Source organism: Streptomyces sp. LUP47B (assembly GCF_001746295.1).
Classification (GTDB): Bacteria; Actinomycetota; Actinomycetes; order Streptomycetales; family Streptomycetaceae; genus Streptomyces.
This window is the reverse complement of record NZ_MJAH01000012.1, coordinates 1-23,217: the sequence shown is the minus strand read 5'-3', so window position 1 is coordinate 23,217 and position 23,217 is coordinate 1. Positions and strand designations below refer to the sequence as shown.

Genomic DNA, 23,217 nt, shown 5'->3' with positions numbered 1-23,217 from the left:
CGGACGCAGCCCCGCGCCCCTGAGAGCGCGCTTCGCGCGCAATCGGCTCGCTGTGGCCGGGGCCGCTGTTGTCGTTCTCTTCCTGCTGTTCTGTTTCGTCGGGCCGCTGGTGTACTCCACCGACCAGACCCACACCGACCTCACCCAGGTCAATCTGGCGCCGAATTCGGCCCATTGGCTCGGTACCGACGCCGTCGGGCACGACCAGCTCGGGCGGCTCATGTACGGCGGGCAGGTGTCGCTGCTCGTCGGGCTGGCGGCCGGGGTGCTCGCCACCGTCATCGGGACGCTGTGGGGGGCCGTCGCGGGGTATGCGGGCGGGTGGGTCGATGCCGTGATGATGCGGGTCGTCGACGCGGGCATCGCCATCCCCGCGCTGTTCATCCTGCTGGTCGTGTCCGCCATCACCAGTCCCGGCACGCTCGGGCTGATCGTCGTGCTCGGACTGGTGTCCTGGCTCGTGCCGTCCCGGCTGGTGCGGGCCGAGACGCTCACGCTGAAGAACCGGGACTACGTACTGACCCTGCGCGCCACCGGTGGCACGCACGGGCGGGCCGTCCGCCGGCACATCCTGCCGAACTCGGTGTCCACGATCGTCGTCGCGGCCACCTTCCAGATCGCCGACGCGATCCTGCTCATCGCCTATGTGTCGTATCTCGGGCTCGGTGTGCAGCCGCCGAAGACCGACTGGGGCGGCATGCTGTCGGCCGGGCTGACGGCCGCGTACTCGGGGCGCTGGTGGCTGATCGTTCCGCCGGGCCTCGCGATCATCCTCGTCGTGTGCGCGTTCAACGCGATCGGCGACGGGCTGCGGGACGCCTTCGACGTGAGGGGACGCGCGTGAACATCCTGACCATCGAGGGTCTCGGGGTGACCTTCTCCACGGAGACGGGTGACGTACCCGCCGTCCGTGGCGTGTCGCTGCACGTCCGGCCGGGCGAGACACTCGCCCTCGTCGGCGAGTCCGGGTCCGGGAAATCGACGGTGGCGCTCGCCGCGATGGGGCTGCTGCCGGGCACCGCCCGCGCCTCGGGGCGTATCGCGGTCGACGGTACGGAGATCGTCGGAGCCCCGGAGACTGCGCTCGCCCGGCTGCGGGGGCGCACCGCCTCCATGGTGTTCCAGGAACCGGCCACCGCCCTCGACCCGCTCACCCGGGTCGGCGCCCAGATCGCGGAGGTCGTACGCAACCACCGGGACGTCTCCCGGTCGGAGGCCGCCCGGGAGGCGGTCGAGCTGCTGCGCCGCGTCGGGATACCCGAGCCGGAGCGGCGGGCCTCGGCGTTCCCCTTCCAGCTGTCGGGCGGGCAGCGGCAGCGGGTCGTCATCGCCATGGCGATCGCCAACTCGCCCAGTCTGCTGATCGCGGACGAGCCGACCACCGCGCTCGACGTGACCGTGCAGGCCGAGATCCTGGATCTGCTGCGGCGGCTGGCGGCCGACTCGGGCACCGGCGTCCTGCTCGTCACGCACAACATGGGCGTGGTCGCCGACTTCGCGGACCGGGTCGCCGTGATGCTGCGGGGCGAGGTCGTGGAGACGGGGCCCGTCGAGGACGTGCTGTTGCGGCCCGAGCACGAGTACACGCGGGGGCTCCTTGCGGCGGTGCCGCGACTGAGGTTCAGCGGCGAGGACGCACCTCCGGCCGAAGAGCCCCCCGTGGTGCGGCTCCGGGACGTGTCCGTGCGGTTCGGGCGGGTCCAGGCCCTGGACGGCGTCTTCCTCGACGTCCGTCCCGGGGAGACCGTCGGGCTCGTGGGCGAGTCCGGGTCGGGCAAGTCGACCGCCGCCAGGGTCGCACTCGGGCTGGTCGCGCCCGCCTCGGGATCGGTGTCCCTGTTCGGGGCCGACCTGGGCCGGGTCCGGGGCCGGAAGCGGCGGGCGCTCCTGTCCGGTGTGGGGGTGGTGCTCCAGGACCCGGTGGCCTCGCTGGACGCGCGGATGAGTGTGGCCGAGTGCGTGGCGGAGCCCCTCAGGGTGCACCGCGGGGGGATGTCGGTGGCCGAGCGCCGGGACCGCGTCGCGGAGGTGCTCGAACTCGTGCGGCTGCCCAGGGAGTTGGCGGGGCGGGGGCCGCGTGAGCTGTCCGGTGGTCAGCGGCAGCGGGTGAGTCTCGCCCGGGCGCTGGTCCTCGAACCCCGGCTGCTGGTCGCGGACGAGCCGACGAGCGCGCTGGATGTGAGCGTGCAGCGGACCGTGCTGGAGGTGATCGCCGAGTTGCAGCGGGAGTTGGGGTTCGCCTGTCTCTTCGTCTCCCACGACCTGGCCGTCGTGCAGGAGTTCGCGCAGCGGGTCGTCGTCATGCGGGACGGGCGGGTCGAGGAGCAGGGGCCGACCATGTCGACGCTGCTGCGCCCGGAGACCGAGTACACCCGGCGGCTCATCGCGGCCGTACCCGTGCCGGATCCGGTGGTGCAGCGGCGGCGGCGCGCCGAACAGCGGGCCGAGGTCACCGCGTGAAGGCGGTCGCCGGTGTCGACATCGGCGGTACCAGTACACAAGTGGCCCTGTTCACCGCTGACTTGACGGTGGTCGAACGACTGGAGGTGCCCACGCCCGCGGCCGCCGGCGGAGGCGCGATGGTCGGCGCCGCGCTGGACGCCGTACGCCTGCTGCTTCACCGTACGGACGCACGGCTGCTCGGGGTCGGGGTCGGGGCGGCGGGTGTGGTGGACGCGCCGGCGGGGCGGATTCTGGTCGCCAGCGATTCCTTCCGGGACTGGGCCGGGTTCGCGGTGACGGCGGCGTTCGAGGAGGCGCTCGGTGTGCCGGCGTTCCTCGACAACGACGTCAACGCGTTCCTGCGGGGCGAGGCGACGGCCGGGGCGGTGGCCGGCGAGCCCGATGTGCTCGGGATGACCCTGGGCACCGGGGTCGGCGGGGCGCTGTTGCTGGACGGCGCGCTCTACGGCGGGCCGCACGGCGCTGCGGGCGAGATCGGGCACATCCCGGGCTTCGGCGACCTGCCGTGCACCTGCGGCGCGCGCGGCCATCTGGAGACGCTCGCGTCGGGTCGGGCGATCGCGGCGCGGTACGGGGAGCGCACCGGGCGGGAGCTGGACGCGCGCGAAGTGGCGGAGGCCGCCGACCCGGACGCGCTCGCCGTGTACGAGGACGCGGGCGCCGCCGTGGCTCGCGCGCTGCTCGTCACGGCAGGCCTGCTGGATGTCACCACCGTCGTGATCGGCGGGGGCGTCAGCCGCGCCTGGACGCTCCTCGAACCGTCGATCCTGCGGACCCTGGCCACCGAACCGCCGGTCAGCGGACATCCGGTACGGGTGGTGCCCGCACTGCTCGGCGGGGACGCGGTGGCGGTGGGCGCCGCGGCCCGGGTCCGGGCGGAACTCGGAGTCTGACCTGCGAGCCGACCGGAGGGGCATACGGTCACGACCTCGGGACCGCGGGAGACAGCAAGAGCATCCGATACGGGTGGTCCTCTCACGGCTCGGCCGGGACGCGGTGGCCGTGGGCGCCGCGGCCCGGGTCCGGGCGGAACTCGGAGTCTGACCTGCGAGCCGACCGGAGGGGCATACGGTCACGACCTCGGGACCGCGGGAGACAGCAAGAGCATCCGATACGGGTGGTCCTCTCACGGCTCGGCCGGGACGCGGTGGCCGTGGGCGCCGCGGCCCGGGTCCGGGTCCGGGCGGAACTCGGAGTCTGACCTGCGAGCCGACCGGAGGGTCATACGGTCACGGCGTCGGGGCCGCCGGACAGCGGCCGGTTGCGCTCGGACCCGGCGGGACGGGAGCCGAGCCCCGGCGTCGCCCGCGCCGGCCGGCCACGCGGTGTCGAGCACGGCCACCGTCGGGACCGGCGCGGGTCCCCCTGGGGAGGAGTCCGTCCACTGCAGGGAAGACCACCCGCGCCGGTTCTCGACCTGGGTCAGCCCAGTCCGTTCGTCTTCAGCCACGCCTTCGCCACGTCCAGCGGGTCCTTGCTCTCCAGCTGGACCTGGGAGTCCATCTCGAGGAGCGCCTTGGTGTCCAGCTTGGCCGAGACCGCGTTGAGGGCGGCGACGCCCTCCGAGGAGAGGCCGGACTTGTAGACCAGCGGAGTCACGTTCGCGAAGCCGAAGAGGTTCTTCGGGTCCTGGAGGACGACGAACTTCTCCTTGATGATGGTCGGATCGGTCGTGAAGATGTCCGCGGCCTGCACGGTGTTCTTCTTCAGCGCCGCCTGGGTCAGCGGACCGCCCGCGTCGAGCGCCTTGAAGGACTTGAACTTCAGGCCGTACACGGACTCCAGGCCCAGCAGACCCTGCTGCCGGGTCTGGAACTCCGGCGAACCGCCGACGACCAGGTCCGGGGCGATGTCCTTGAGGTCGGCGAGTGTGGACTCGCTGGTCAGGTTGTACTTCTTCGCGGTGGCCGCGTTGACCGAGACCGAGTCCTTGTCCTCCGCCGGCGCCGACTCCAGCAGCGTCAGCTTGGAGTCGAGCTTGGCCGTGGCCGCGGCGTTCACGGCCTGCGCCGACTCCTGCTTGGCGTCCTTGTCCAGGTAGGCCAGCAGCGAGCCGTTGTACTCGGGCAGGACGGTGATGGAGCCGTTCTTCAGCAGGCCGTAAGTGGTCTCGCGGCTGCCGATGTTGGGCTTGTAGGTGACCTTGACGCCCTTGGCCTTCAGGGCTTCACCGTAGATGTCGGCGAGCAGGATGCTCTCGGCGAAGTTGTTGGAGCCGACGACGACGGTGTCACCGTTGGCGGCCCCCGCCGTGTCCTCGCTCAGCGGGTCGGAGGTGTCGTCGGAGGACCCGCATCCCGCCAGCAGGACCGTGGCGGCGGCGAGCGCGACAGCGGCCACGCCGGGGTTCTTCCTGAGGGACCTGCGGTGTGCGGCGGTAAAAGTCACGATTCCCGTTCCGGAACTCAGGGGATGCAAGGGGGTTCAAGGACGTTCAAGGGGGGAAGCCCTTGCACTGATCCAATCCAGCCTGTTCTGGCCCAGTCAAGACCGGCCTGGTCACAATTGGCATCAACCCGTGATCGGTTGTGAAGGAAAAGCGAAACCGGCACGCGGGGTGCGGCGCGGGTTGTAACGGATTCTTGACTCAGGGCGGCGGCAAGCGCTGTCCGAAGAGGCTGTAGTCTCGCCGAAGTTGGCGCCGGTCACACAGGCGTGCAGGAGCCACTCAGGTGTCCTATGCACCGTCCCGTAGCGATCAGTATCGGTCATGTGCGTTCTCGCGCCGCCGAGACATCCACGAAGGAGGGCTGGTGTCCACGAACGAGGTGGGCGCGTCCACCCGGTCGGCACCGCCGCCGTCCCGGGGCGGCACCCGTGGCAGTGGTATACGGGACTTCGCCGAACGCTGGCCGTTCCGGCGCAAGCTGAACATCCTGGTCGGTGTGCCTCTCGCGGTGGTCGCGGTGCTGCTGACCTATCTCTTCGCCGACCAGGTCGGCCAGTCCCAGGACGCGTCGGACGCGTCCCGGCTGGTCCGGGACAGCGCCGAGGTGGCCAAGCTCGTCGGGCAGTTGGAGGCCGAGCACCAGCAGGCGGTCCTGCTCTCCGTGCGCCACCAGGCCACCTGGGACGGCGCCACCCCCTCGCAGTCCGCCTACCGCGAGGCCCAGATCCGGGTGGACAACCAGGTCGAGAAGGTCCAGGCGACCTTCGGCGGCCGGCTGCCGGGCGAGGAGGCCCAGGCCCTGCGCGAGGTCAACGGCCTGGAGGACCTGCGCAACACCATCGAGAAGTCCTATCTGCCGGCCGACAACATCGACCCGGCCTACAGTGACGCCGCCAAGGGCCTGATCGACGGTCTCGGGCTCGACCGCAACCCGGCCCTCGCCGCCACCTTCACCGGCAACCTGCTCGACTCTCTGCTGCGCGCCGACGCCGCCCACGGCGCCTTCGAGACCGGTGTGTTCTCCGCGACGACCGGCGACTCCAACGCCCTCATCGAGCTGATCGGCGCCATCGGCTCCTACGACGAGTACACCCACCAGGTCGAGCGCTTCGGCCGCTTCGCCAGTGCGCAGCAGGCCGAGGAACTCGGCGACATCGAGCACAACACCGCCCAGGCGACGATCGCCCGGCAGTACGCCGAGCTGCAGATCGACCCGGGCACGCTCCAGGCGGACACCCCGTCCGAGATCAAGAACGCCTTCCAGACGGCGCTGGACTCCTACCCGGACTACCGCGCCCAGGCCCGGACCCGGCTGAAGACCACCACCTCGCTCATCGACCAGATCGCCGACCGCGCCGACACCGCCTCCCGGGACGCGCGCTCGAACGCCGCCTGGCTGCTCGGATCGGCTCTCCTCGGCTTCGTGCTCTGGCTCGCCTTCTCGGTGGCCGTACGACGCTCGGTGGTGCGCCCGGTGCAGGCGCTCACCGGTGCCGCCAGGCAGGTCGCCGAGGTGGCGGGCCGTGAGCTCGCCCGCGTGGCCGACGACGACACCGAGGACACCGGGACACCGCGGCTCCAGGAGATGCCGGTCACCGCGAAGGACGAGATCGGTGATCTCGCCGACGTGTTCAACCAGGTGCAGACCACCGCGGTCGCGCTCCTGGAACGCCAGGTGCTCAGCCGCCGCAACGTCGCCGAGATGTTCGGCAACGTGGGCCGCCGGGTCAGCAACCTGACCACCCGGCAGCTGGCCCTGATCGACGCGGTCGAGCGCGGCGAGACCGACCCGGCACTCCTGGAACGCCTCTACAGCATCGACCACATCGCGGTCCGCCTGCGCCGCAACGCCGACAGCCTGATGCTGCTGGCCGGCATCCGCGAGACCGTCCTCGACTCCGGGCCGCTCGCCCTCACCAACGTCGTCCGCGCCGCGCTCGGCCAGATCGAGGGCTTCCAGCGGGTCTCCCTGCAGGCCGGCACGGAGGCCATGGTCGAGCCCGACATCATCGGCGACCTCACCCTGATGGTGGCCGAACTCGTCGAGAACGCCGTGTCCTTCTCGCCCGCCGGCAGCCCCGTCGAGGTGATCGTCAAGGACAGTCACGAGGGTGCGCTGGTCGTGATCTCCGACCACGGTCTCGGTATGAGCGCCGAGCGCCTGGAGGAGGAGAACGCCCGCCTCATCCGCCGCGAACGCCTCGACCTGGTCCCGACGAAGGTGCTCGGACTGTTCGTGGTCGGCACGCTGGCGCGCCGCTGGGAGGTGGGCGTGGTCCTCACCCGCACACCGGGCGGCGGTGTGACGGCCGAGGTCACGATCCCCTCCTCCCTCCTGCTGACGATGAGCCCGGTGACGGTTGCCTCCGGCGGTTCGTCGGCGGGTACGGCGGCGGAGTCCCGCACGGCTCCGGCGGCTGTTGTCGGTGCTGCCGCGAGCGCCGCGACAACGCGCTCGGCGTCGGACTCCCGCTCGTACTCGGCGTCGGCTTCGGCCGGCGTTCAGGGCGCCGGTGCCACAGCCGCTCGGGCTGAGGCCGCCGCAGGGGTGACGGGCGGTGCCGGGTCGGGGCAGGATGCTCCGGCGTCCGCCGGGACCGGTGTCGCGGGAGCGGGCTCCGCCGCGTCGGAGGGGCCCGTCACGCCCGCCACCGACCGGCCCACCGCGCTTCCCCGCCGTATCCCCCACCGCACCTCGTCCGCCACCGGCCCGGGCACCGCCCCCGCGGCCTCCTCCGACACCCCGTCGTCCCCCGAACTCCCTTCCGGCACAGCCACGTTCATTCCCAAGGCCCGCGCCGGTGAGACGGCACCCGCCGAGGTGACCGGGAACGGCGACGGCGCCCGTCCCCTGCGTCGCCGTGTCCGTGGCGCCACGCTGCGCACCACCCTCGGTGCCGACCCCGTCTCCCAGGCGGCCCCGCCCCGGCCCGCGGACGCCGAGGCCGTGCGGGACGCGCTCGACGAGTTCGAGGCGGCCGTGGAGCGTGCCCACCGGGACATCGAGACCGGGAGCCACACCCGACCGGTGTTCGCGGACGACGTGGAAACCCACAGGACCGCATCCGACCCCCCGCACGACCAGAACCACTCCCCGGAAGGAGCGGAGCAGTGAGCACGTCCACAGGTGACACGCCTACGGAAGGCACCACGCCCGCCGACCTGCAGGCCGCCGCAGCCGACTTCACCTGGCTGCTGAACCGTTTCGCGACGGAGACGGCGGGTGTCGTCGACGCCATCGCCGTGTCCTCGGACGGGCTGCTCATCGCGGTGTCGGAGCTACGCGAGCACGCGGACTCCGAACGCCTCGCCGCGATCGTCTCCGGCATCACGAGCCTGGCCGCGGGTGCCTCCGGCAACTACGGCCTCGGCGGCCTCAACAAGGTCATCATCGACCTGGAGGGCGGGCATGTCCTGGTCTCCGCGATCGGCAGCGGCGCCGTGCTCGGCGTCGTCACCGACAAGGAGGCCAAGCTCGGCAACATCGCGTACGAGATGACGCTGTTCGCCAACCGTGCCGGCAGCGCGCTCAGCCCTCAGCTCGTGCTCGAACTGAAGAACAGCGTCGGCGCGGCGTCGAAGCGCTGACCGAGGAGGAAGCGCAGTCATGGCGGACGGCAGCACGCCTCCGAGACCGGAGCCGGGCGGCCCCGTGCCCGCCGTACGGCCGTTCCTCGTCACCGCCGGCCGGGTGGCACCCGATCCGTCCGGCCGGACGATGCCCGTCGAGACCCAGGTGGTGGCCACCGCCGAAGGGCTCGCCGTGCTCGACCGGCTCTCCTTCGAACAGCACGACATCGTCGCCGCGTGCCGGATACCGCAGTCCATCGCGGAGATCGCGGCCCGGCTGCGGCTGCACCTGAACGTGGTGCGGATCCTCGCCGAGGACCTGCGCACGGCGGGGCAGCTGACGGTGCACGTGCCCGACACCGACATCACTCACGACGCCTCCGTTCTGCGCAGGCTCATCGACGGCCTGCGCGCCATCCCCGACTCCCGAGGGGTACTCCGTGACACCGACTGAACCGGCCGCCCGGCCCTCGGCCGCGCCCTCCGCCGCCGTACGACCGCCGCTGCCGGTCAAGATGGTGATCGCGGGTGGCTTCGGGGTGGGCAAGACCACCGCGGTCGGCTCCATCTCCGAGATCGAGCCGCTGACCACCGAGGCCGCCATCACCGAGGTCGCCGCGGGCGTGGACGACCTCAGCCACACCCCGCGCAAGACCACGACCACGGTCGCGATGGACTTCGGCTGCATCACCGTCGACCCGACCCTGAAGCTGTACCTGTTCGGCACGCCGGGGCAGGAGCGCTTCGGCTTCATGTGGGACGACATCGTCGAGGGCGCGCTCGGCGGTCTGGTCATCGTCGACACCCGCCGCCTCGACGACTGCTACGCCGCGGTCGACTACTTCGAGCACCGGCAGATCCCGTTCGCGGTCGCCGTCAACGCCTTCGACGGCAGGGTCGAACACACCCTGGACGAGGTCCGCTGGGCCCTGGACGTCAACGACCGCGTCCCGGTGATCGTCTTCGACGCGAGGGAGCGCGGTTCGGTCCGCGACGCGCTGCTGGTCGTACTGGAACAGGCGTTGGCGCGCACAAAGGCCTGACGGGGCCGGGGGGATCGGAACTCCCCCGGCCGTTCGCCTAGTTGCTCCTGAGCACCCCGCGCGAGACCGTGAGCCGGGTGATCCCCCAGAACAGCGCCAGCGTCGCCAGCGCCATCAGGGCGACCAGCGCGGCGCCGCCCACGACCTTCTCGTAGTTGCGCTGGTAGAGCCCGTCCACGATGTACCGCCCGAGCCCCCCGAGAGACACGTACGCGGCGATGGTGGCCGTCGACACGATCTGGATGGCCGCCGACCGCAGTCCGCCGAGAATCAGCGGAAGGGCGACCGGAAGCTCGACGCGGAAGAGCACCTCGATGTCGTGCATGCCCATCCCCCGGGCCGCGTCCACCGGGGCGGGGTCCACCGACCGCATCGCCTCGTAGGTGGTGACCAGGATCGGCGGCACGGCCAGCACGACCAGCGGGATCATCACGTTGATCAGCCCGAACCCGAGCGAGAGGGTCATCAGCACCAGCAGACCGAAGGTGGGCAGGGCCCGCCCGGCCACGGCGAGGAAGGCCAGCGCGTTACCGCCCCGCCCGTAGTGCCCGGTGACGAGCCCCACCGGCAACCCGATTCCCGCGGCGATGGCGAGGGCCTCCAGGGTGTACTGGACGTGCTCCCCCAGCCTCGTGGGAATCCCGTCGTAGCCCTGCCAGTGCGCGCTGTCGCTGAAGAACGCGCTGATGAAGTTGAGGATGTTCACCGGGCGGCGACCTCCGGTTCGGGCCGCTGCGCGCGCCGCGCACGCGCGCCGCTCGGCATCCACGGCGTCATGAGCAGTCGTACGACGACCAGCAGCCCGTCGGCGAGGATCGCGAGGACCGCCATGGTCACCACGGCGTTCACTGCGAGCTCGGGCCGGTTGTAGATGTTCGCGTCGTTGATGAGGTTGCCGAGCGCGCCCTGGTTGCCGATGAGCGCGCCGACAGAGACGAGGGAGATGCTCGACACGGTCGCCACCCGCAGCCCGGCGACGATGGCGGGCACGGCGATCGGCAACTGGACCTGGACGTAACGGCGTACGGGTCCGAAGCCCATCGCCGTCGCGGCGGCGATGGTCTCCTGCGGCACCGAACGGACGCCGTCGACGATCGCCGGGACCAGGATGACGAGCGTGTAGACGGTGAGCGGGATCATCACCGTGAGTTCGGTCTGACCGGTGTAGTCGATGAGGACCACGAAGAAGGCCAGCGACGGGATGGCGTACAGCACGGTCGTCACCCACAGCACCGGCGGGTACAGCCACCGGAAGCGCACGCACAGCTGGGCGAGCGGCAGGGCGATCAACAGCCCGGCGAGGACCGGCAGCCCGGCCTCCCGGACGTGCAGGCCGATGAGACCGAGCCAGCTGTGCTGGAGGTCGCTGGGGATGTCGAAGAAGCCGTCCATCAGCCGACCTTGGAGTCCGGGACGGGGGCGTCCGTACGGCCCTCAGCGTGCGCCCCGCGGATCGCCTCGCCGATGGACTGCTGGGAGACCACCCCGGCCACCCGTCCCTCGGCGTCGACACCGACGGCCCACCCGGTGGGCGAGAGCACGGCACAGTCCAGCGCGGCCCGCAGCGAGTCCGTACCGGCGACGAACGGCCGTCCGTACGGCAGCAGTCGACCGACGTCGACGCTCCCAGCGGTCAGCTGTCCCGGCTCGCTCCAGCCAAGGGGCTTGCCGTCCACGTCGGTGACGAGGAGATAGGGGGCCTCGGCCGTGTCCCGCGCGGCGATCTGCTCGGCGGTGGCGTCGACCGCGACGACCGGTCCGGTGAGCAGTCGCAGGCCCGCGGAGGGGAAGAAGGAGAGCCGCCGGATACCGCGGTCGGTGCCGAGGAAGTCCTCGACGAACGCGTCGGCGGGGCTGGAGAGCAGTTCGGCGGGCGGCGCGTACTGGGCGAGCTTGCCGCCGGTGCGCATCACGGCGACCATGGTGCCGATCTTGACGGCCTCGTCGATGTCATGGGTGACGAAGACGATGGTCTTGCCCAACTCGTCCTGGATGCGCAGGAGTTCGTCCTGGAGACCCTTGCGGACGACGGGGTCGACGGCCGAGAACGGCTCGTCCATCAGCAGGACCGGCGGATCGGCGGCGAGCGCCCGTGCCACACCGACGCGCTGCTGCTGTCCGCCGGAGAGCTGGTAGGGGTACCGCTTGGCGAGCGAGCCGTCGAGCCCGACCCGCTCCATCAGCTCCCGCGCCCGGGCCCGCGCCTTCTCCTTGCCCCAGCCCAGCATCCGGGGCACGGTGGCGATGTTGTCGACGATCGTGCGGTGCTGGAAGAGACCGGCGTTCTGGATGACGTACCCCATGGACCGGCGCAGTGTGTTGACCGGCTGCTGCCGGCTGTCCTTGCCGTCGATCAGGATGGTGCCCTCGCTGGGCTCGACCATCCGGTTGATCATGCGCAGGGTCGTCGTCTTGCCGCAGCCCGAGGGACCGACGAGGACGGTGATCGAACGGTCGGGGATCTCCAACGAGAGCCGGTCGACCGCCACCGTGCCGTCCGGGTACCGCTTGGTGACTGAATCTATCCGTATCAAAGCGCCGAATACCCTTCGGGTCTGGCAGAAGTTGTCCGCATTCGGCCAGTCCGGCAGGCCGTCCGGCAGAGTCTAGACGGCTTGTGTTGCGGACAGCCGTACAGGGCGATGCGGCTGTGGGCACTCTGTGAGTTCTCTGATTCTCATCCTGCGTTCAGCGAAGCCACAGGGATCACCCAGCCCCGGGCCCGACGGTCATGACAACCACCGCTCGGAGACCTGGAGTAGCTGCCATGACGACCCTCGCCCCACCGCCCGCGCCGACCGACCAGGACGGCCGGCACCGGGCCGTGCCGCCCGCCGCGAGCAGCCGGCTGCGCGGACTGTTCACCGGTCCCCCGCAGGATCCACGCTGGGCCCGCCCCGCTCTCTGGGCGATCCTCGTGCTGGCCACGGCGCTGTACGCCTGGAACATGTCGTCCGTCAGCGGCAACACCTTCTACAACGCGGCCGTCTACTCCGGCACCAAGAGCTGGAAGGCGTTCTTCTTCGGCGCCCTGGACGCGGGCAGCTTCATCACGGTCGACAAACCGCCGTTCGCGCTGTGGGTGATGGGGCTCTCGGCGCGTGTCCTCGGGTACGGCACCTGGCAGCTGATGCTGCCGATGGTCGCGCTCGGCACCGGCTCGGTGGCCCTGCTGTACCGCATGGTCAGGCGGGACTTCGGGGCCGTCGCGGCCACGATCGCGGCGCTCGCGCTCACCCTCACGCCGATCACCGTCGCCATCACGCGGGACACCAACCCGGACCCGGTCCTGGTCTTCCTGATGCTGCTCGGCGCGGCCGCGCTGATGAAGGCCGTGCGCACCGGGCGGCTGCTGCCGCTGGTGTGGTCCGGGGTGGCGATCGGCTTCGCGTTCAACACCAAGATGATGCAGGCGTACGTCGTCCTGCCGGTCTTCTTCCTCGTCTACCTGTGGGCGGCCAAGGGCTCGCTCGGCCGCCGTATCCGCAATCTCGCCGTCGGCACCGTCGCGCTGGTCGTCTCCAGCGCCTGGTGGATGGTGGTCGTCGACCTCATTCCGGCGTCCTCCCGGCCGTACATCGGCGGCTCCACCGACAACACGGTGTGGGACCTGGTCATCGGCTACAACGGCTTCGGCCGGATCTTCGGGGCGAGTTCCTCGGTGGGCTCGCAGGGCAACGGCGCCAGTTTCGGCGGCGAGGCGGGGCTGTACCGGCTGTTCAACAGCATCGTGGGCGGTCAGATCTCCTGGCTGATCCCCTTCGCGCTCGTCGCCCTGATCGGCGGTCTGGTGCTGCGCGGCCGGGCCCCTCGTACGGACGCCAAGCGGGCGGCGCTGCTGCTGTGGGGCGGCTGGTTCGTCCTGCACTACCTGACCTTCGCGCTCGCCGAGGGCACCTTCCACCCCTACTACGTCACCGCCATGGCGCCCGGCATCGCTGCTCTGGCCGGTATCGGCGGCGTGATGCTGTACCGGGCCTTCCGTGAGGGTGCGGCGGCGAAGTGGGGGTGGGTGCTGCCTGGGGCCGTCGCGGGCAGCACGGTGTGGGCGGTCGTCCTGCTCCAGCGGGTCTCCGGCTCCGGGACGCTGTACACGGTCGCCGAGGTCGTGGCCGGGGTCGCCGGTACGGTCGCCGTGATCGGGCTGCTGCTCGGCCGGTTCACCGGGCGGCAGCGGCTGACGGGCATCGCGGCCCTCGCGGCGGTCGTCGCCCTGCTCGCCGGTCCCGCCGCGTACTCGGCGTCGGCGGCCACCTCCAGCACCAACGGCACCAACCCGACGGCCGGTCCGAGCACAGGCGGCATGGGCGGGGGCGGCGGCATGGGCGGGGGCCAGCGGCCCAGTGGGAGCGGCGGCCCGGGCGGCGGCACCGGCACGGGCACCAGCGGCAGCGCACCGAGCGGCTCCAGCACCTCCAGCTCCAGCGGCCAGTCCACGGGCCAGTCCGCGTCCGGCCGTACTACTGGCGGCATGGGCGACACCCAAGTCTCCTCCGCGATGATCACGTACCTGAAGAAGCACCAGGACGGCGCCACCTGGCTGGTCGCGGTCGCCACCGACCAGACCGCCTCCTCGATCATCCTGGAGTCCGGTGAGCCGGTGATCTCGATGGGCGGCTGGTCCGGCTCCGACAACGCCATGACCCTCGCCAGGCTGAAGAGCCTCGTGAAGTCCGGCAAGCTGCACTACATCGTCGTCAGCGACAGCGGCCAGGGCTCCTCGAACTCCGAGATCTCCACCTGGGTCAAGAAGAACGGCACCGCGGTCTCCGCCTACAGCGGCCTGTACCGTCTCGGCTGACCAGCACGTGGACACGCGGAGGGCGGGCCGCCGGTGAACAGAGCCGGCGGCCCGCCCTCGTGGCATGTCCTGTCAGGGGACGGCCGGGAAGCCCGGCGTCCGCAGCACCTGACGCTCCGCGTCCACCGCGAAGACCTCGCAGCCCGCCAGGGAGGCGGCCCAGTCGACGCCCTCGGGGCCCATGGCGAAGGCCGCCGTGGCGACCGAGTCGGCCTCCGTGAGCGTGGGGGCCACGACGGTGAGGCTGAGGAGGCCGGTTGCCGGGCGGCCGGTGCGGCCGTCGAGGATGTGGTCGCCCCGCTCGTAGCGCGCGGACGTCGCGACCGCACCGCCGTCGAGCGACAACACCGTGCACAGTTTGTCGGCCTCTTCGGGGTGCCGTACGCCCACCCGCCAGGGGCCGCCGGCGGCGACCACGTCACCGCCGGCGTTCAGGACGAACCTCGTCGCGCCGGCCGCTGTCAGCAACTCCGCCGCCCGCTGCACCGACCAGCCCTTGACCACCGCGCAGGGGTCGAGCCGGCGACCGGGCAGCCGTACGTCGAACGCGCCACCGGTGGCCTTCCGGTAGTGCTCGCACAGGTCGAGGATCTCGCGCAACTCCGCGCTCAGCCCGTCCGCGGACAGCTCGCCCCGGTCGTACCGCGACACCTCGCTGTCGTCCTTGAACGGGCTGAAGCGGGCGTCGACCTCGCGCAGCCACGCGAAGACCGCGTCCGCCGCCGACTCGGGGACGTCCTCGTCGTCGACCCGCAGCGAGACCGGGAACCCCATGACGTGTTCGACGCGGTGCAGCATGGTCGGTACCTCAGCCCCTCGCGTCGATCGCGGCCTGGAGAGACGTCTTGTAGGCCTCACTGGTAATGGTCGCACCGGACACCGTGTCGATGTCCGCGCTCTGCGCCTCGAGCGTCTCCGCCACCAGCACCGGCACGGCCGCCGTGGTCTGCGGGTGGTTCGGCTGCTGGAGCATCTTCACCGCGGTGATCTTCGTACCGACGAAGGTCACCTGGGCCTGTACGGGGCCCTTCTCCGTGCTGAGGGCCGAACCGTCGACGGTCCGGGAAGCCGCCTCGGAAGCGGACGCCGAGGGCGAGGCCGACGCCGTCTTCACATTGTCGTCGATCGTGGCCTGGAGGGACTTCTTGTAGGCCTCGCTGGTGATGGTCGCGCCGGACACCGTGTCAATGTCCGCGCTTTGCGCCTCAAGCGTCTCCGCGATCAGCTTCGGCACGGCCGCCGTGGTCTGCGGGTGGTTCGGCTGCTGGAGCATCTTCACCGCGGTGATCTTCGTACCGTCGAAGGTCACCTGGAGCTGTACGGGGCCCTTCTCGGTGGTGATCGTCGAGCTGGTGACGACGTTCGCACCCGACGACGAAGAGGATGAAGAGGACGAGGTGGAGGGTGCCGGGGTCATGGTCTGGACGGTGGAGGACTGGGCCGACGGCTGGTAGAGCCACACGGGGACCAGGCCCGCGATGCTCAGGACGACGACAGGTATGGCTCGTTTCACGGTCTGTTCCTCATCCCGCCAGGCTGAAGCGCTCGAAGTGGATCTGCGGCTTGGGCACGTCCAGCTCGCGCAGGCTGCCCAGGACCGCGGTCATCATCGGCGGTGGTCCGCACAGGAAGACGTCCCGGTCGGCGATGTCGGGCACGAGCCGTGCCAGCTCGCCCGCCGCAAGCTTGTCGGGCACCGGCGGGCCGGTGACCAGGTGGAGTTCGGCGCCCTTGGCGAGCGCGAGGTCGCGCAGCTCGTCGTAGAGGACGGCGTCCCGGTCGGAGCCGACCCGGTAGATGACGACGGCGTGGCCTTCCACCTCCTCCAGGAGGGCCCGGATGGGGGTGACGCCGACACCGCCGGCGATCAGCACGGACTCGGGGCGGGTGCGGTGCAGGGCGGTGAAGGCGCCGTAGGGGCCCTCGGCGAAGACGCGGGTGCCGACCTTGACGTGCCTGAGGGCGGCGCTGCCCTCGCCGGCCGCCTTGGCGGTCAGGCGCAGCGTCCTGCCGTCGGGGGCGGCGGAGAGGGAGAAGGGGTTGGCCTGCCACCAGCGGTCGGCGGTCAGAAAGCGCCACAGGAAGAACTGCCCGGCGCGGGCGGGCAGTTGGTCGAGGTCCTTGCCGCTGACGTAGATCGAGACGACGCTGTCGTTCTCGGGCACGACGGCCGTGACCCGGAACTGGTGACGCCAGTTCCGCCACAGCGGAAGCACCGCGCGACCCAGGACGACCGAGCCGAGGGCCACGCCCCAGACGCCGTACCAGTACCCGGTGGCGACGGAGGAGGACGTGAAGGTCGTGCCGACGGCGACCTGGTGGGTGAAGGCCAGCACCACGGCGACGTATGTGTACAGGTGGATGAAGTGCCAGGTCTCGTAGGCGAGACGGCGCCGGGCGTACCGGGCGGAGACCGCGCCGACCAGGATGATCAGGCAGAACGCGACGACCGCGCGCAGAACGCCCTCGGTGGTCTCGGCGAGGTCGACGATCTCACCGATCGGGCCCACGTCGGTGCCGTCGGCGTAGCCGAAACTGATGAAGACGACGTGCGCGAGGAGCGTCCACAGGATGCCGAAGCCGGTCCAGCGGTGCCAGGAGGTCAGCCGGTCCATGCCGATGCGGCGGTCGAGCCAGGGCAGCCGGGCCACCAGGACCAGCTGGAAGGCCATGATGAGCGCGGCGTACAGGCCGGCGAGGCGGCCGATCACGATGAGCGCGTTGGACGCGAAGCCGGCCTGGGCGAAGAACCAGGCGACCACGGCCGCGTTGGCGGCCAGCACGGCGTAGAGCCCGGTGCGGGCCACCACCCTGGGGCGTTGTATCGCCGTGGGGGGCGCAGGGGGCGATTGGACGGTCGTCACGGGTCGTAGCTCCTTGATCGGGGCCTCTGGATTACCGAGCTTGTCCGGCGGGAGCTGTCGATTCGCTGTCGTACAACTTTCAAGAGGTTATCGATGTGGCCGGTGCGTCCACCCGGCGGTGGCTTTCCGGCCGCTGTGCAGCACTATGAGCGGGTGGAAAAAGTACGACTCCTCGTCGTGGACGACGACCCGCCGATCGCCGATCTCGTGGCGACGGTCGCCCGCTACGAGGGCTGGGAGGCGGTCACCGCGAACTCCGGTGAGGAGGCGCTGAGCCGTGCCTCGGAGTTCCGTCCCGACATCGTGGTGCTCGACCTCATGCTGCCCGACATCGACGGCTTCGGTGTCCTGGAGCGGCTGCGGCGCTCGGGCACGATGGTGCCCGTGGTGTTCCTCACGGCGCGGGACGCGGTCGCCGACCGGGTGGCCGGGCTGACCCGGGGCGGGGACGACTACCTGGTCAAGCCGTTCGCGGTGGAGGAGCTGATGGCCCGGCTGCGGACCGTGCTGCGGCGCAGTTCCGGGCCCGGCTTCCAGCGCTCGGTGCTCGGGGTCGCGGATCTCACGATGGACGAGGACACCCGCGAGGTGCGCCGCGGCGACAAACTGCTCACCCTCACCCCGACCGAGTACGAGGTCCTCAGGTATTTGATGCGGAAGTCGCCGACCGTGCTGACCAAGGCGCAGATCCTCGACCACGTGTGGGAGTACGGCTTCGGCGGCCGCTCCAACGTCGTGGAACTGGTCGTCAGCCGGCTGCGCCGCAAGCTGGACGACACGGGCGAGCCCCTGATCCACACCGTGCGGGGCTTCGGGTACGTCATACGGCAGGCGGCCGAATGAGATCCTTTTTCGCCCGGCTGCGTTCGGCGTACCGGAGGCTGCGGCTCGGTACCCGTCTGGCACTGGGGCTCGGGGCGCTGGCCCTGGTGGTGTTCGCGGTGGTGGGCACCGCGCTGACCACGTACATGCGGGACTATCTGTCGGCCCAGCTCAACGAGCAGCTGTCGCTCGCCCAGGTCGCCCAGTCGAAGAGCATCGCCGAGTCCGGCACGCTCACCGGCAAGAAGTACTGGAGCTGGTACTACGCGGTGTACGACGTCAAGGACGGCACCCCGCGGCTGCGCACGCCCGAGGACCCCTCCGACCTGCCGGAGGACGTCGACGACTTCACCGCTGTCGCGAAGACGCAGATCGTCGCGCACACCGAGGTCCTGGCCACCGAGCACCTCAGCGGCCAGGGCGAGTACCGGCTGCGCGCCTGCGAGGTCGAGCCCGGTGTGGTCCTGGTGAGCGCGGCTCCCATGGCCGACATCGACGCCACGGTACGGCGGCTGATCACGGTCCAGGTCGTCGCCTTCGGGCTCGCGCTGCTGGCCCTCGTGGTCGTCGGCCGCAAGATGCTGCGCCGGGGCCTGAAGCCGCTGAGCGACATGGCGCACACCGCGCACGGCATCGCCCTGCACGACCTGACCGAGTCGGCGGCCCGGTTGCCGCTGCGCGCCGACAAGCGGGGCGGCGGTCCGGAGATCGAGGAACTGCGGACGGCGTTCAACACCATGCTGGAGCACATCGACGACTCGCTCGCGGTCCGCGCGGAGGCCGAGCAGCGGCTGCGCCGGTTCGTCGCGGACGCCTCGCACGAGCTGCGCACCCCCTTGATGTCCGTACGGGGCTACGCGGACCTCTTCCAGTACGCCGCCGCGAACGCCCCCGAGGAGCGCGACAAGCACCTGGCCCGGTTGCGCGCCGAGGCCGCCCGCATGGGGTTCCTCCTGGACGACCTGCTGCTGCTCGCCCGCCTGGACGCGGCGGAGGTGGAGACCCCGCTCAGGCCCGTCGAGACGGACCTGGTGGAGCTGGTGGAGCACGCGGCCGACGCCTTCCGCGCGAGTCACCCGGACCATCCGCTGACGGTGCCGCCGGGTCCCCTGGCCCTGAAGCTGCGGCTCGATCCGCAGCGCGTCCGCCAGGTCCTCGACAACCTCCTCACCAACGCGGCCATGCACACTCCGCCGGGCACGGCGGTCTCCGTCGGGGTCCGCGTCCGGGACGGCCACGCTCAGGTGCGGATCGCGGACGCGGGTCCCGGCATTCCGGCCGCCGACCAGGAGCGGGTCTTCGACCGCTTCTACCGCGTCGACAAGGCCCGCAGCCGGGACCGGGGCGGCAGCGGTCTGGGTCTCGCGGTGGCGAGGTCCCTGGTCCGGGCGCACGGCGGCACGATCGAGCTGGCCGCCGAGCCCGGCTCGACGGTGTTCACGGTGTCGCTCCCGCTGAGCCTCACCCAGCCGTGAGTCTTACGAAGCCGTGACGTGACGGGCGCGGTCCGGCCGTCCGGGCAGTTCACGGCCCTACGTTGAGGGCATGCGCGTACTGGTCACCGGCAGCGCCGGTTTCATCGGGTCCCAGATCGTCGAGGCGCTCGTGGCACACGGTCACGAGCCCGTCCCGTACGACGTCCGGGCCGACCCGGCGTCCGACGTACGGGATGCCGACGCCGTCCGCCACGCCCTGACCGGCGTGGACGCGGTGTGTCATCAGGCGGCGATGGTCGGCCTGGGCGTGGACTTCGCCGACGCCCCCGAGTACGTCTCCCACAACGACCTCGGCACGGCGGTCCTGCTCGCCGCGATGGCCGCGGCGGGGGTACGGCGGCTCGTGCTGGCCGGGTCGATGGTGGTGTACGGCGAGGGCCGCTACACCTGCGCCCGGCACGGGACCGTACGGCCGGGTCCACGAGCCGTCGCCGACCTGGACGCGGGGCGCTTCGAGCCGCCGTGCCCGGTGTGCGGCGCCGATCTCTCCCCCGGTCTGGTCGGCGAGGACGCCCCGGTCGATCCCCGGAACGTGTACGCGACGACCAAACTCACCCAGGAGCACCTGGCGGCGTCCTGGGCGCGGGCCACGGGCGGATCGGCGGTGGCCCTGCGCTACCACAACGTCTACGGGCCGGGCATGCCCCGCGACACCCCGTACGCCGGCGTCGCCTCCTTCTTCCGCTCCGCGCTCGCCCGCGGCGAGGCCCCGCGCGTCTTCGAGGACGGCGGTCAGCGCCGGGACTTCGTGCACGTGCGGGACGTGGCCGCGGCCAACGTGGCGGCCCTGGAGGCGGATTCGAGGGGCGGCGCGCTCACCTCGTACAACACCGGAAGCGGCGAGCCGCACACGGTGGGCGAGATGGCCCACGCGCTGGCCGGGGCCCACGGCGGGCCCGAGCCCGTGGTCACCGGGGAGTACCGCCTCGGGGACGTACGGCACATCACGGCGGACTCGGCGCGGCTGCGGGCGGAGCTGGGGTGGAAGGCGGCGGTCGGATTCGCCGAGGGCATGCGGGAGTTCGCGGGCGCCGGGATGCGGGGCGCGTAGCCCGCGGTTGGACCGGTGGTGCCACCCGCGAAAGAAAGCGGCCGCGGGCGGCACCACCTTTGATTAGGGAAGCGGGCCGAGGGCGTCCTCGGTCAGGAGGCGGCTCCGGGCAACAGCACCTCGAAGCGGCAGCCGCCCGGGACGTTGCGGACCGTGGTGCTGCCCTGGTGGGCCTCGACGATGCCGCGGACGATGGCGAGCCCTCGGCGGCTGCCGCAGGGGGCGAGTGCGCCTCGGTCAGGAGACGGCTTCGGGGAGCAGTACCTCGAAGCGGCAGCCGCCCGGGACATTGCGGACCGTGGTGCCGCCCTGGTCGGCCTCCACGATGCCCCGCAGGGGGGCGAGGGCGCCTCGGTCAGGAGACGGCTCCGGGCAACAGCACCTCGAAGCGGCAACCGCCGGGGACGTTGCGGACCGTGGTGCTGCCCTGGTGGGCCTCGACGATGCCCCGGACGATGGCGAGCCCGAGTCCCGCCCCGGCGGGTGGTGTCCGGGCGTGTGTGCCGCGCCAGCCGGTGTCGAAGACGCGGGGCAGGTCCTCCTCGGGGATGCCGCCGCAGCTGTCCGTGACGGACAGGACGACCCCTTCGGCGCGGTGCTCGGCGGCCACCGCGACCGTGCCGTCGGCGGGCGTCCGGCGGATGGCGTTGACCAGGAGGTTGCCCAGCACGCGGCTCATCTCCTTGCTGTCCACCTCGACCGGCACGGCCGCCACCCGGTCGCCGACCAGCCGTACGCCGTACTCGCGGGCCAGGGGGTCGGCGCCCGCGAGGGCGTCCGAGACGAGGTCGTACAGGGAGATCCGGCTCGGGCTCAGCGCCAGCGTCCCCGCGTGGATGCGGGAGAGTTCGAAGAGGTCGCCGACCATGCCGTTGAGGCGTTCGACCTCGGTGCGGATCTGCCTCAGGTAGCGGGCGGGGTCGGCGGCGACACCGTCCTCCAGTGCCTCGGACATCGCGCGCAGACCGGCCAGCGGGGTGCGCAGGTCGTGGGAGATCCAGGCGACGAGTTCACGCCGGGAGGACTCCAGGGCACGTTCCCGCTCCCGGGACTCGGCGAGCTTGGCGCTGGTGGCCTCCAATTCCCGGCTGAGTTCGGTGAGTTCGGCGGTGGTGGGCCCCCCGGGCGAGGTGAAGTCACCGCCGTCGCCGAAGGAGCGGGCGGCGAGCGCGAGGGCCCGGCTGCGGGCGGCGACCCAGCGGCCGAGCAGCAGGGCGGTGGCCAGGGAGACCACGGCGGCCATCAGGACGACGGTCGTGACGACACTCAGGTCGTGCCCGGACAGGAACATGGCCTGGGCGACCGCGAGGGTGCCGGCCAGCATCGCGGTGATGCCGACAGCGGCGACCACGGTGAGGTGCAGGGAGAGCGAGCGACGCCGGATCAGCAGCAGCACGCACGCGCCGAGGAGTCCGGCCGTGGCGGCGCCGAGGAAGGCGTAGAGGGCGATGAGGAGTGTGTCGCTCACGGGTCACACCTCCGCCGGCGAGCCGTCGAAGCGGTAGCCGACGCCCCACACGGTCTGGATCAGACGGGGCCTGGCCGGGTCGTCCTCGACCTTGCCCCTGAGCCGGCGCACGTGGACGGTGACGGTCGACAGGTCGCCGAAGTCCCAGCCCCACACCTCGCGCATCAGGTCCTCGCGGCTGAAGACCCGGCCGGGGTGGCGCAGGAAGAAGGCGAGGAGGTCGAACTCCCGGATGGTGAGGGCGAGTTCGGTGCCGCCCTTGAGGGCGCGGCGGGCCGCCGGGTCCATCGAGAGGCCGGCGGCGCCCAGGTGCCCGGACGGCTGGGAGGGCCCGGAGCGGCGCAGCACGGACTCGACGCGCAGCACCAGTTCGCGGGGGCTGAACGGCTTGGTGACGTAGTCGTCGGCGCCGACCTCCAGGCCCAGGATCCGGTCGTCCTCGTCGCCGCGCGCGGTGAGCATGATGACCGGGACGGGTCCGCGCCCCCGCATCCGGCGGCACACCTCCAGGCCGTCCATGCCGGGCAGCATCAGGTCGAGGACCACGAGGTCCGGGCGGTTGGCGGCGGCGCGGGCGAGTGCCTCGGGGCCGTCGGCGGCCTGGTCCACGAGGTATCCGGCCCGGTCCAGATAGCCGGCGACCACCTCGGCGACGGTGGGGTCGTCGTCGACGACGAGGACCCGGGGCCGGGTCTGTGCGTACTGCTGCTGCTCCATGCCGCAAGCCTCGCACCAGGCGTGCGCATGTGCGGCCCACAGCTTCCGACGTCTTTTTTTCGTAAGGAGCCGGAGTCGGGTTCGTCCGTTTTGCGCTCGTAGGGTGAACGTCGTGACGACCCCTTCCGTAAACGAACCGGCGGCGTCCGTGGACGTCGTGCTGCCCTGTCTCGACGAGGCCCGGGCCCTGCCCTGGGTGCTGGAACGCATCCCGCCCGGCTGGCGCGCGCTCGTCGTCGACAACGGCTCCACGGACGGCTCCGCCCGCATCGCCCAGACCCTCGGCGCGACCGTCGTCCGCGAGGAGCGGCGCGGTTTCGGCGCCGCCTGCCACGCGGGGCTGACCGCCGCCACGGCCGACATCGTGTGCTTCTGCGACTGCGACGCCTCGCTCGACCCTTCGGACCTGGTGCCGTTCGTGCACGAGGTGCTGGCCGGCGAGGCCGACCTCGTGCTCGGCCGGCGCCGCCCGCAGGCCCGTGGCGCCTGGCCGCCGCACGCCCGGGCGGGCAACCTCGCGCTCGCCCGGCTGC

Annotated in this window: 22 protein-coding genes; 12 read left to right on the top strand and 10 right to left on the bottom strand. The window is 71.6% G+C overall.

Annotated elements, in window-relative coordinates; all coding sequences use genetic code 11:
* The first annotated feature begins 19 nt into the window (after positions 1-19).
* The 3 genes from BFN33_RS31735 to BFN33_RS31725 are packed head-to-tail and all read left to right on the top strand — an operon-like array spanning position 20 to position 3,356.
* Positions 20-844: an ABC transporter permease gene (locus BFN33_RS31735; protein WP_088245436.1), complete on the top strand. Its 825-nt coding sequence runs from the start codon at positions 20-22 to the stop codon at positions 842-844.
* Positions 841-2,460: an ABC transporter ATP-binding protein gene (locus BFN33_RS31730; RefSeq protein ID WP_069763611.1), complete on the top strand. Its 1,620-nt coding sequence runs from the start codon at positions 841-843 to the stop codon at positions 2,458-2,460. Before BFN33_RS31735 ends, BFN33_RS31730 begins: the two co-directional genes overlap by 4 nt.
* Positions 2,457-3,356: an ROK family protein gene (locus BFN33_RS31725; RefSeq protein WP_069763610.1), complete on the top strand. Its 900-nt coding sequence runs from the start codon at positions 2,457-2,459 to the stop codon at positions 3,354-3,356. The genes BFN33_RS31730 and BFN33_RS31725 overlap by 4 nt, the downstream gene beginning before the upstream one ends.
* Positions 3,357-3,885: 529 nt before the next feature.
* On the opposite strand, the gene BFN33_RS31720 is transcribed toward BFN33_RS31725, so the two are convergent.
* Positions 3,886-4,851: an ABC transporter substrate-binding protein gene (locus BFN33_RS31720; protein ID WP_069763609.1), complete on the bottom strand. Its 966-nt coding sequence runs from the start codon at positions 4,849-4,851 to the stop codon at positions 3,886-3,888.
* A gap of 365 nt (positions 4,852-5,216) precedes the next feature.
* On the opposite strand from BFN33_RS31720, the gene BFN33_RS31715 reads away from it, so the two are divergent.
* Genes BFN33_RS31715 through BFN33_RS31700 form a run of 4 tightly spaced genes read left to right on the top strand, consistent with a single transcriptional unit; the run spans position 5,217 to position 9,465 of the window.
* Complete coding sequence (locus BFN33_RS31715) at positions 5,217-7,967, top strand: sensor histidine kinase (protein WP_069763608.1); 2,751 nt, start codon at positions 5,217-5,219, stop codon at positions 7,965-7,967.
* Positions 7,964-8,440, top strand: a complete 477-nt coding sequence (locus BFN33_RS31710) for a roadblock/LC7 domain-containing protein (protein ID WP_057611113.1) — start codon at positions 7,964-7,966, stop codon at positions 8,438-8,440. The genes BFN33_RS31715 and BFN33_RS31710 overlap by 4 nt, the downstream gene beginning before the upstream one ends.
* A gap of 19 nt (positions 8,441-8,459) precedes the next feature.
* Complete coding sequence (locus tag BFN33_RS31705) at positions 8,460-8,876, top strand: DUF742 domain-containing protein (protein ID WP_069763607.1); 417 nt, start codon at positions 8,460-8,462, stop codon at positions 8,874-8,876.
* Positions 8,863-9,465 (top strand): ATP/GTP-binding protein, encoded by a 603-nt coding sequence (locus BFN33_RS31700; RefSeq protein WP_069763606.1) that lies wholly within the window; start codon positions 8,863-8,865, stop codon positions 9,463-9,465. The genes BFN33_RS31705 and BFN33_RS31700 overlap by 14 nt, the downstream gene beginning before the upstream one ends.
* A 37-nt stretch (positions 9,466-9,502) precedes the next feature.
* On the opposite strand, the gene BFN33_RS31695 is transcribed toward BFN33_RS31700, so the two are convergent.
* From BFN33_RS31695 to BFN33_RS31685, 3 genes are read right to left on the bottom strand one after another with little or no spacing between them, the layout of a single operon-like run.
* Positions 9,503-10,171 (bottom strand): ABC transporter permease, encoded by a 669-nt coding sequence (locus BFN33_RS31695; protein ID WP_069763605.1) that lies wholly within the window; start codon positions 10,169-10,171, stop codon positions 9,503-9,505.
* Positions 10,168-10,857 carry an ABC transporter permease gene (locus BFN33_RS31690; protein ID WP_069763604.1) on the bottom strand — a complete coding sequence of 230 codons (690 nt, stop codon included), beginning with the start codon at positions 10,855-10,857 and terminating at the stop codon, positions 10,168-10,170. The genes BFN33_RS31695 and BFN33_RS31690 overlap by 4 nt, the downstream gene beginning before the upstream one ends.
* On the bottom strand, positions 10,857-11,999 hold the full coding sequence (locus BFN33_RS31685) for an ABC transporter ATP-binding protein (protein ID WP_079141109.1): 1,143 nt from the start codon (positions 11,997-11,999) through the stop codon (positions 10,857-10,859). The genes BFN33_RS31690 and BFN33_RS31685 overlap by 1 nt, the downstream gene beginning before the upstream one ends.
* A gap of 233 nt (positions 12,000-12,232) precedes the next feature.
* Here BFN33_RS31685 and BFN33_RS31680 point away from each other — a divergent pair, with 233 nt between their 5' ends.
* Positions 12,233-14,266: a glycosyltransferase family 39 protein gene (locus BFN33_RS31680; RefSeq protein ID WP_069763602.1), complete on the top strand. Its 2,034-nt coding sequence runs from the start codon at positions 12,233-12,235 to the stop codon at positions 14,264-14,266.
* A 72-nt stretch (positions 14,267-14,338) separates the two neighbouring features.
* Here BFN33_RS31680 and BFN33_RS31675 read toward each other — a convergent pair whose 3' ends face one another.
* From BFN33_RS31675 to BFN33_RS31665, 3 genes are read right to left on the bottom strand one after another with little or no spacing between them, the layout of a single operon-like run.
* Positions 14,339-15,064, bottom strand: a complete 726-nt coding sequence (locus tag BFN33_RS31675) for an FAD:protein FMN transferase (RefSeq protein WP_069763601.1) — start codon at positions 15,062-15,064, stop codon at positions 14,339-14,341.
* 10 nt (positions 15,065-15,074) lie between these two features.
* Positions 15,075-15,779, bottom strand: a complete 705-nt coding sequence (locus BFN33_RS31670) for an FMN-binding protein (RefSeq protein ID WP_069763600.1) — start codon at positions 15,777-15,779, stop codon at positions 15,075-15,077.
* A gap of 10 nt (positions 15,780-15,789) precedes the next feature.
* Entirely contained in the window at positions 15,790-17,130 is a 1,341-nt protein-coding gene (locus tag BFN33_RS31665) for a ferric reductase-like transmembrane domain-containing protein (RefSeq protein ID WP_079141108.1), read from the bottom strand.
* A 177-nt stretch (positions 17,131-17,307) separates the two neighbouring features.
* On the opposite strand from BFN33_RS31665, the gene BFN33_RS31660 reads away from it, so the two are divergent.
* From BFN33_RS31660 to BFN33_RS31650, 3 genes are all read left to right on the top strand, one after another.
* Positions 17,308-17,973: a response regulator transcription factor gene (locus BFN33_RS31660; protein WP_069763598.1), complete on the top strand. Its 666-nt coding sequence runs from the start codon at positions 17,308-17,310 to the stop codon at positions 17,971-17,973.
* Positions 17,970-19,427 carry a cell wall metabolism sensor histidine kinase WalK gene (locus tag BFN33_RS31655; RefSeq protein WP_069763597.1) on the top strand — a complete coding sequence of 486 codons (1,458 nt, stop codon included), beginning with the start codon at positions 17,970-17,972 and terminating at the stop codon, positions 19,425-19,427. The genes BFN33_RS31660 and BFN33_RS31655 overlap by 4 nt, the downstream gene beginning before the upstream one ends.
* 70 nt (positions 19,428-19,497) lie before the next feature.
* On the top strand, positions 19,498-20,499 hold the full coding sequence (locus tag BFN33_RS31650; protein WP_069763596.1) for an NAD(P)-dependent oxidoreductase: 1,002 nt from the start codon (positions 19,498-19,500) through the stop codon (positions 20,497-20,499).
* Positions 20,500-20,591: 92 nt separating this feature from the next.
* On the opposite strand, the gene BFN33_RS52140 is transcribed toward BFN33_RS31650, so the two are convergent.
* The 3 genes from BFN33_RS52140 to BFN33_RS31640 form a co-directional block, all read right to left on the bottom strand.
* Positions 20,592-20,789 carry a hypothetical protein gene (locus tag BFN33_RS52140; RefSeq protein WP_370743332.1) on the bottom strand — a complete coding sequence of 66 codons (198 nt, stop codon included), beginning with the start codon at positions 20,787-20,789 and terminating at the stop codon, positions 20,592-20,594.
* A 65-nt stretch (positions 20,790-20,854) separates the two neighbouring features.
* Positions 20,855-21,967: a sensor histidine kinase KdpD gene (locus tag BFN33_RS31645; RefSeq protein ID WP_069763595.1), complete on the bottom strand. Its 1,113-nt coding sequence runs from the start codon at positions 21,965-21,967 to the stop codon at positions 20,855-20,857.
* A 3-nt stretch (positions 21,968-21,970) separates the two neighbouring features.
* On the bottom strand, positions 21,971-22,684 hold the full coding sequence (locus tag BFN33_RS31640; RefSeq protein WP_069763833.1) for a response regulator transcription factor: 714 nt from the start codon (positions 22,682-22,684) through the stop codon (positions 21,971-21,973).
* 103 nt (positions 22,685-22,787) lie between these two features.
* Between BFN33_RS31640 and BFN33_RS31635 the strand changes: the two genes are divergently transcribed.
* Positions 22,788-23,217: glycosyltransferase family 2 protein (locus tag BFN33_RS31635; protein ID WP_141758009.1), on the top strand; the 430-nt coding region annotated here is incomplete at its 3' end.

What these genes read in the sequence shown, in the direction of transcription:
- BFN33_RS31640 (WP_069763833.1), bottom strand. Translation starts at nt 22,684, where the DNA reads ATGGAGCAGCAGCAGTACGCACAGACCCGGCCCCGGGTCCTCGTCGTC.
- BFN33_RS31675 (WP_069763601.1), bottom strand. Translation starts at nt 15,064, where the DNA reads ATGCTGCACCGCGTCGAACACGTCATGGGGTTCCCGGTCTCGCTGCGG.
- BFN33_RS31680 (WP_069763602.1), top strand. Translation starts at nt 12,233, where the DNA reads ATGACGACCCTCGCCCCACCGCCCGCGCCGACCGACCAGGACGGCCGG.
- BFN33_RS31705 (WP_069763607.1), top strand. Translation starts at nt 8,460, where the DNA reads ATGGCGGACGGCAGCACGCCTCCGAGACCGGAGCCGGGCGGCCCCGTG.
- BFN33_RS31650 (WP_069763596.1), top strand. Translation starts at nt 19,498, where the DNA reads ATGCGCGTACTGGTCACCGGCAGCGCCGGTTTCATCGGGTCCCAGATC.
- BFN33_RS52140 (WP_370743332.1), bottom strand. Translation starts at nt 20,789, where the DNA reads ATGTCCCGGGCGGCTGCCGCTTCGAGGTACTGCTCCCCGAAGCCGTCT.
- BFN33_RS31690 (WP_069763604.1), bottom strand. Translation starts at nt 10,857, where the DNA reads ATGGACGGCTTCTTCGACATCCCCAGCGACCTCCAGCACAGCTGGCTC.
- BFN33_RS31655 (WP_069763597.1), top strand. Translation starts at nt 17,970, where the DNA reads ATGAGATCCTTTTTCGCCCGGCTGCGTTCGGCGTACCGGAGGCTGCGG.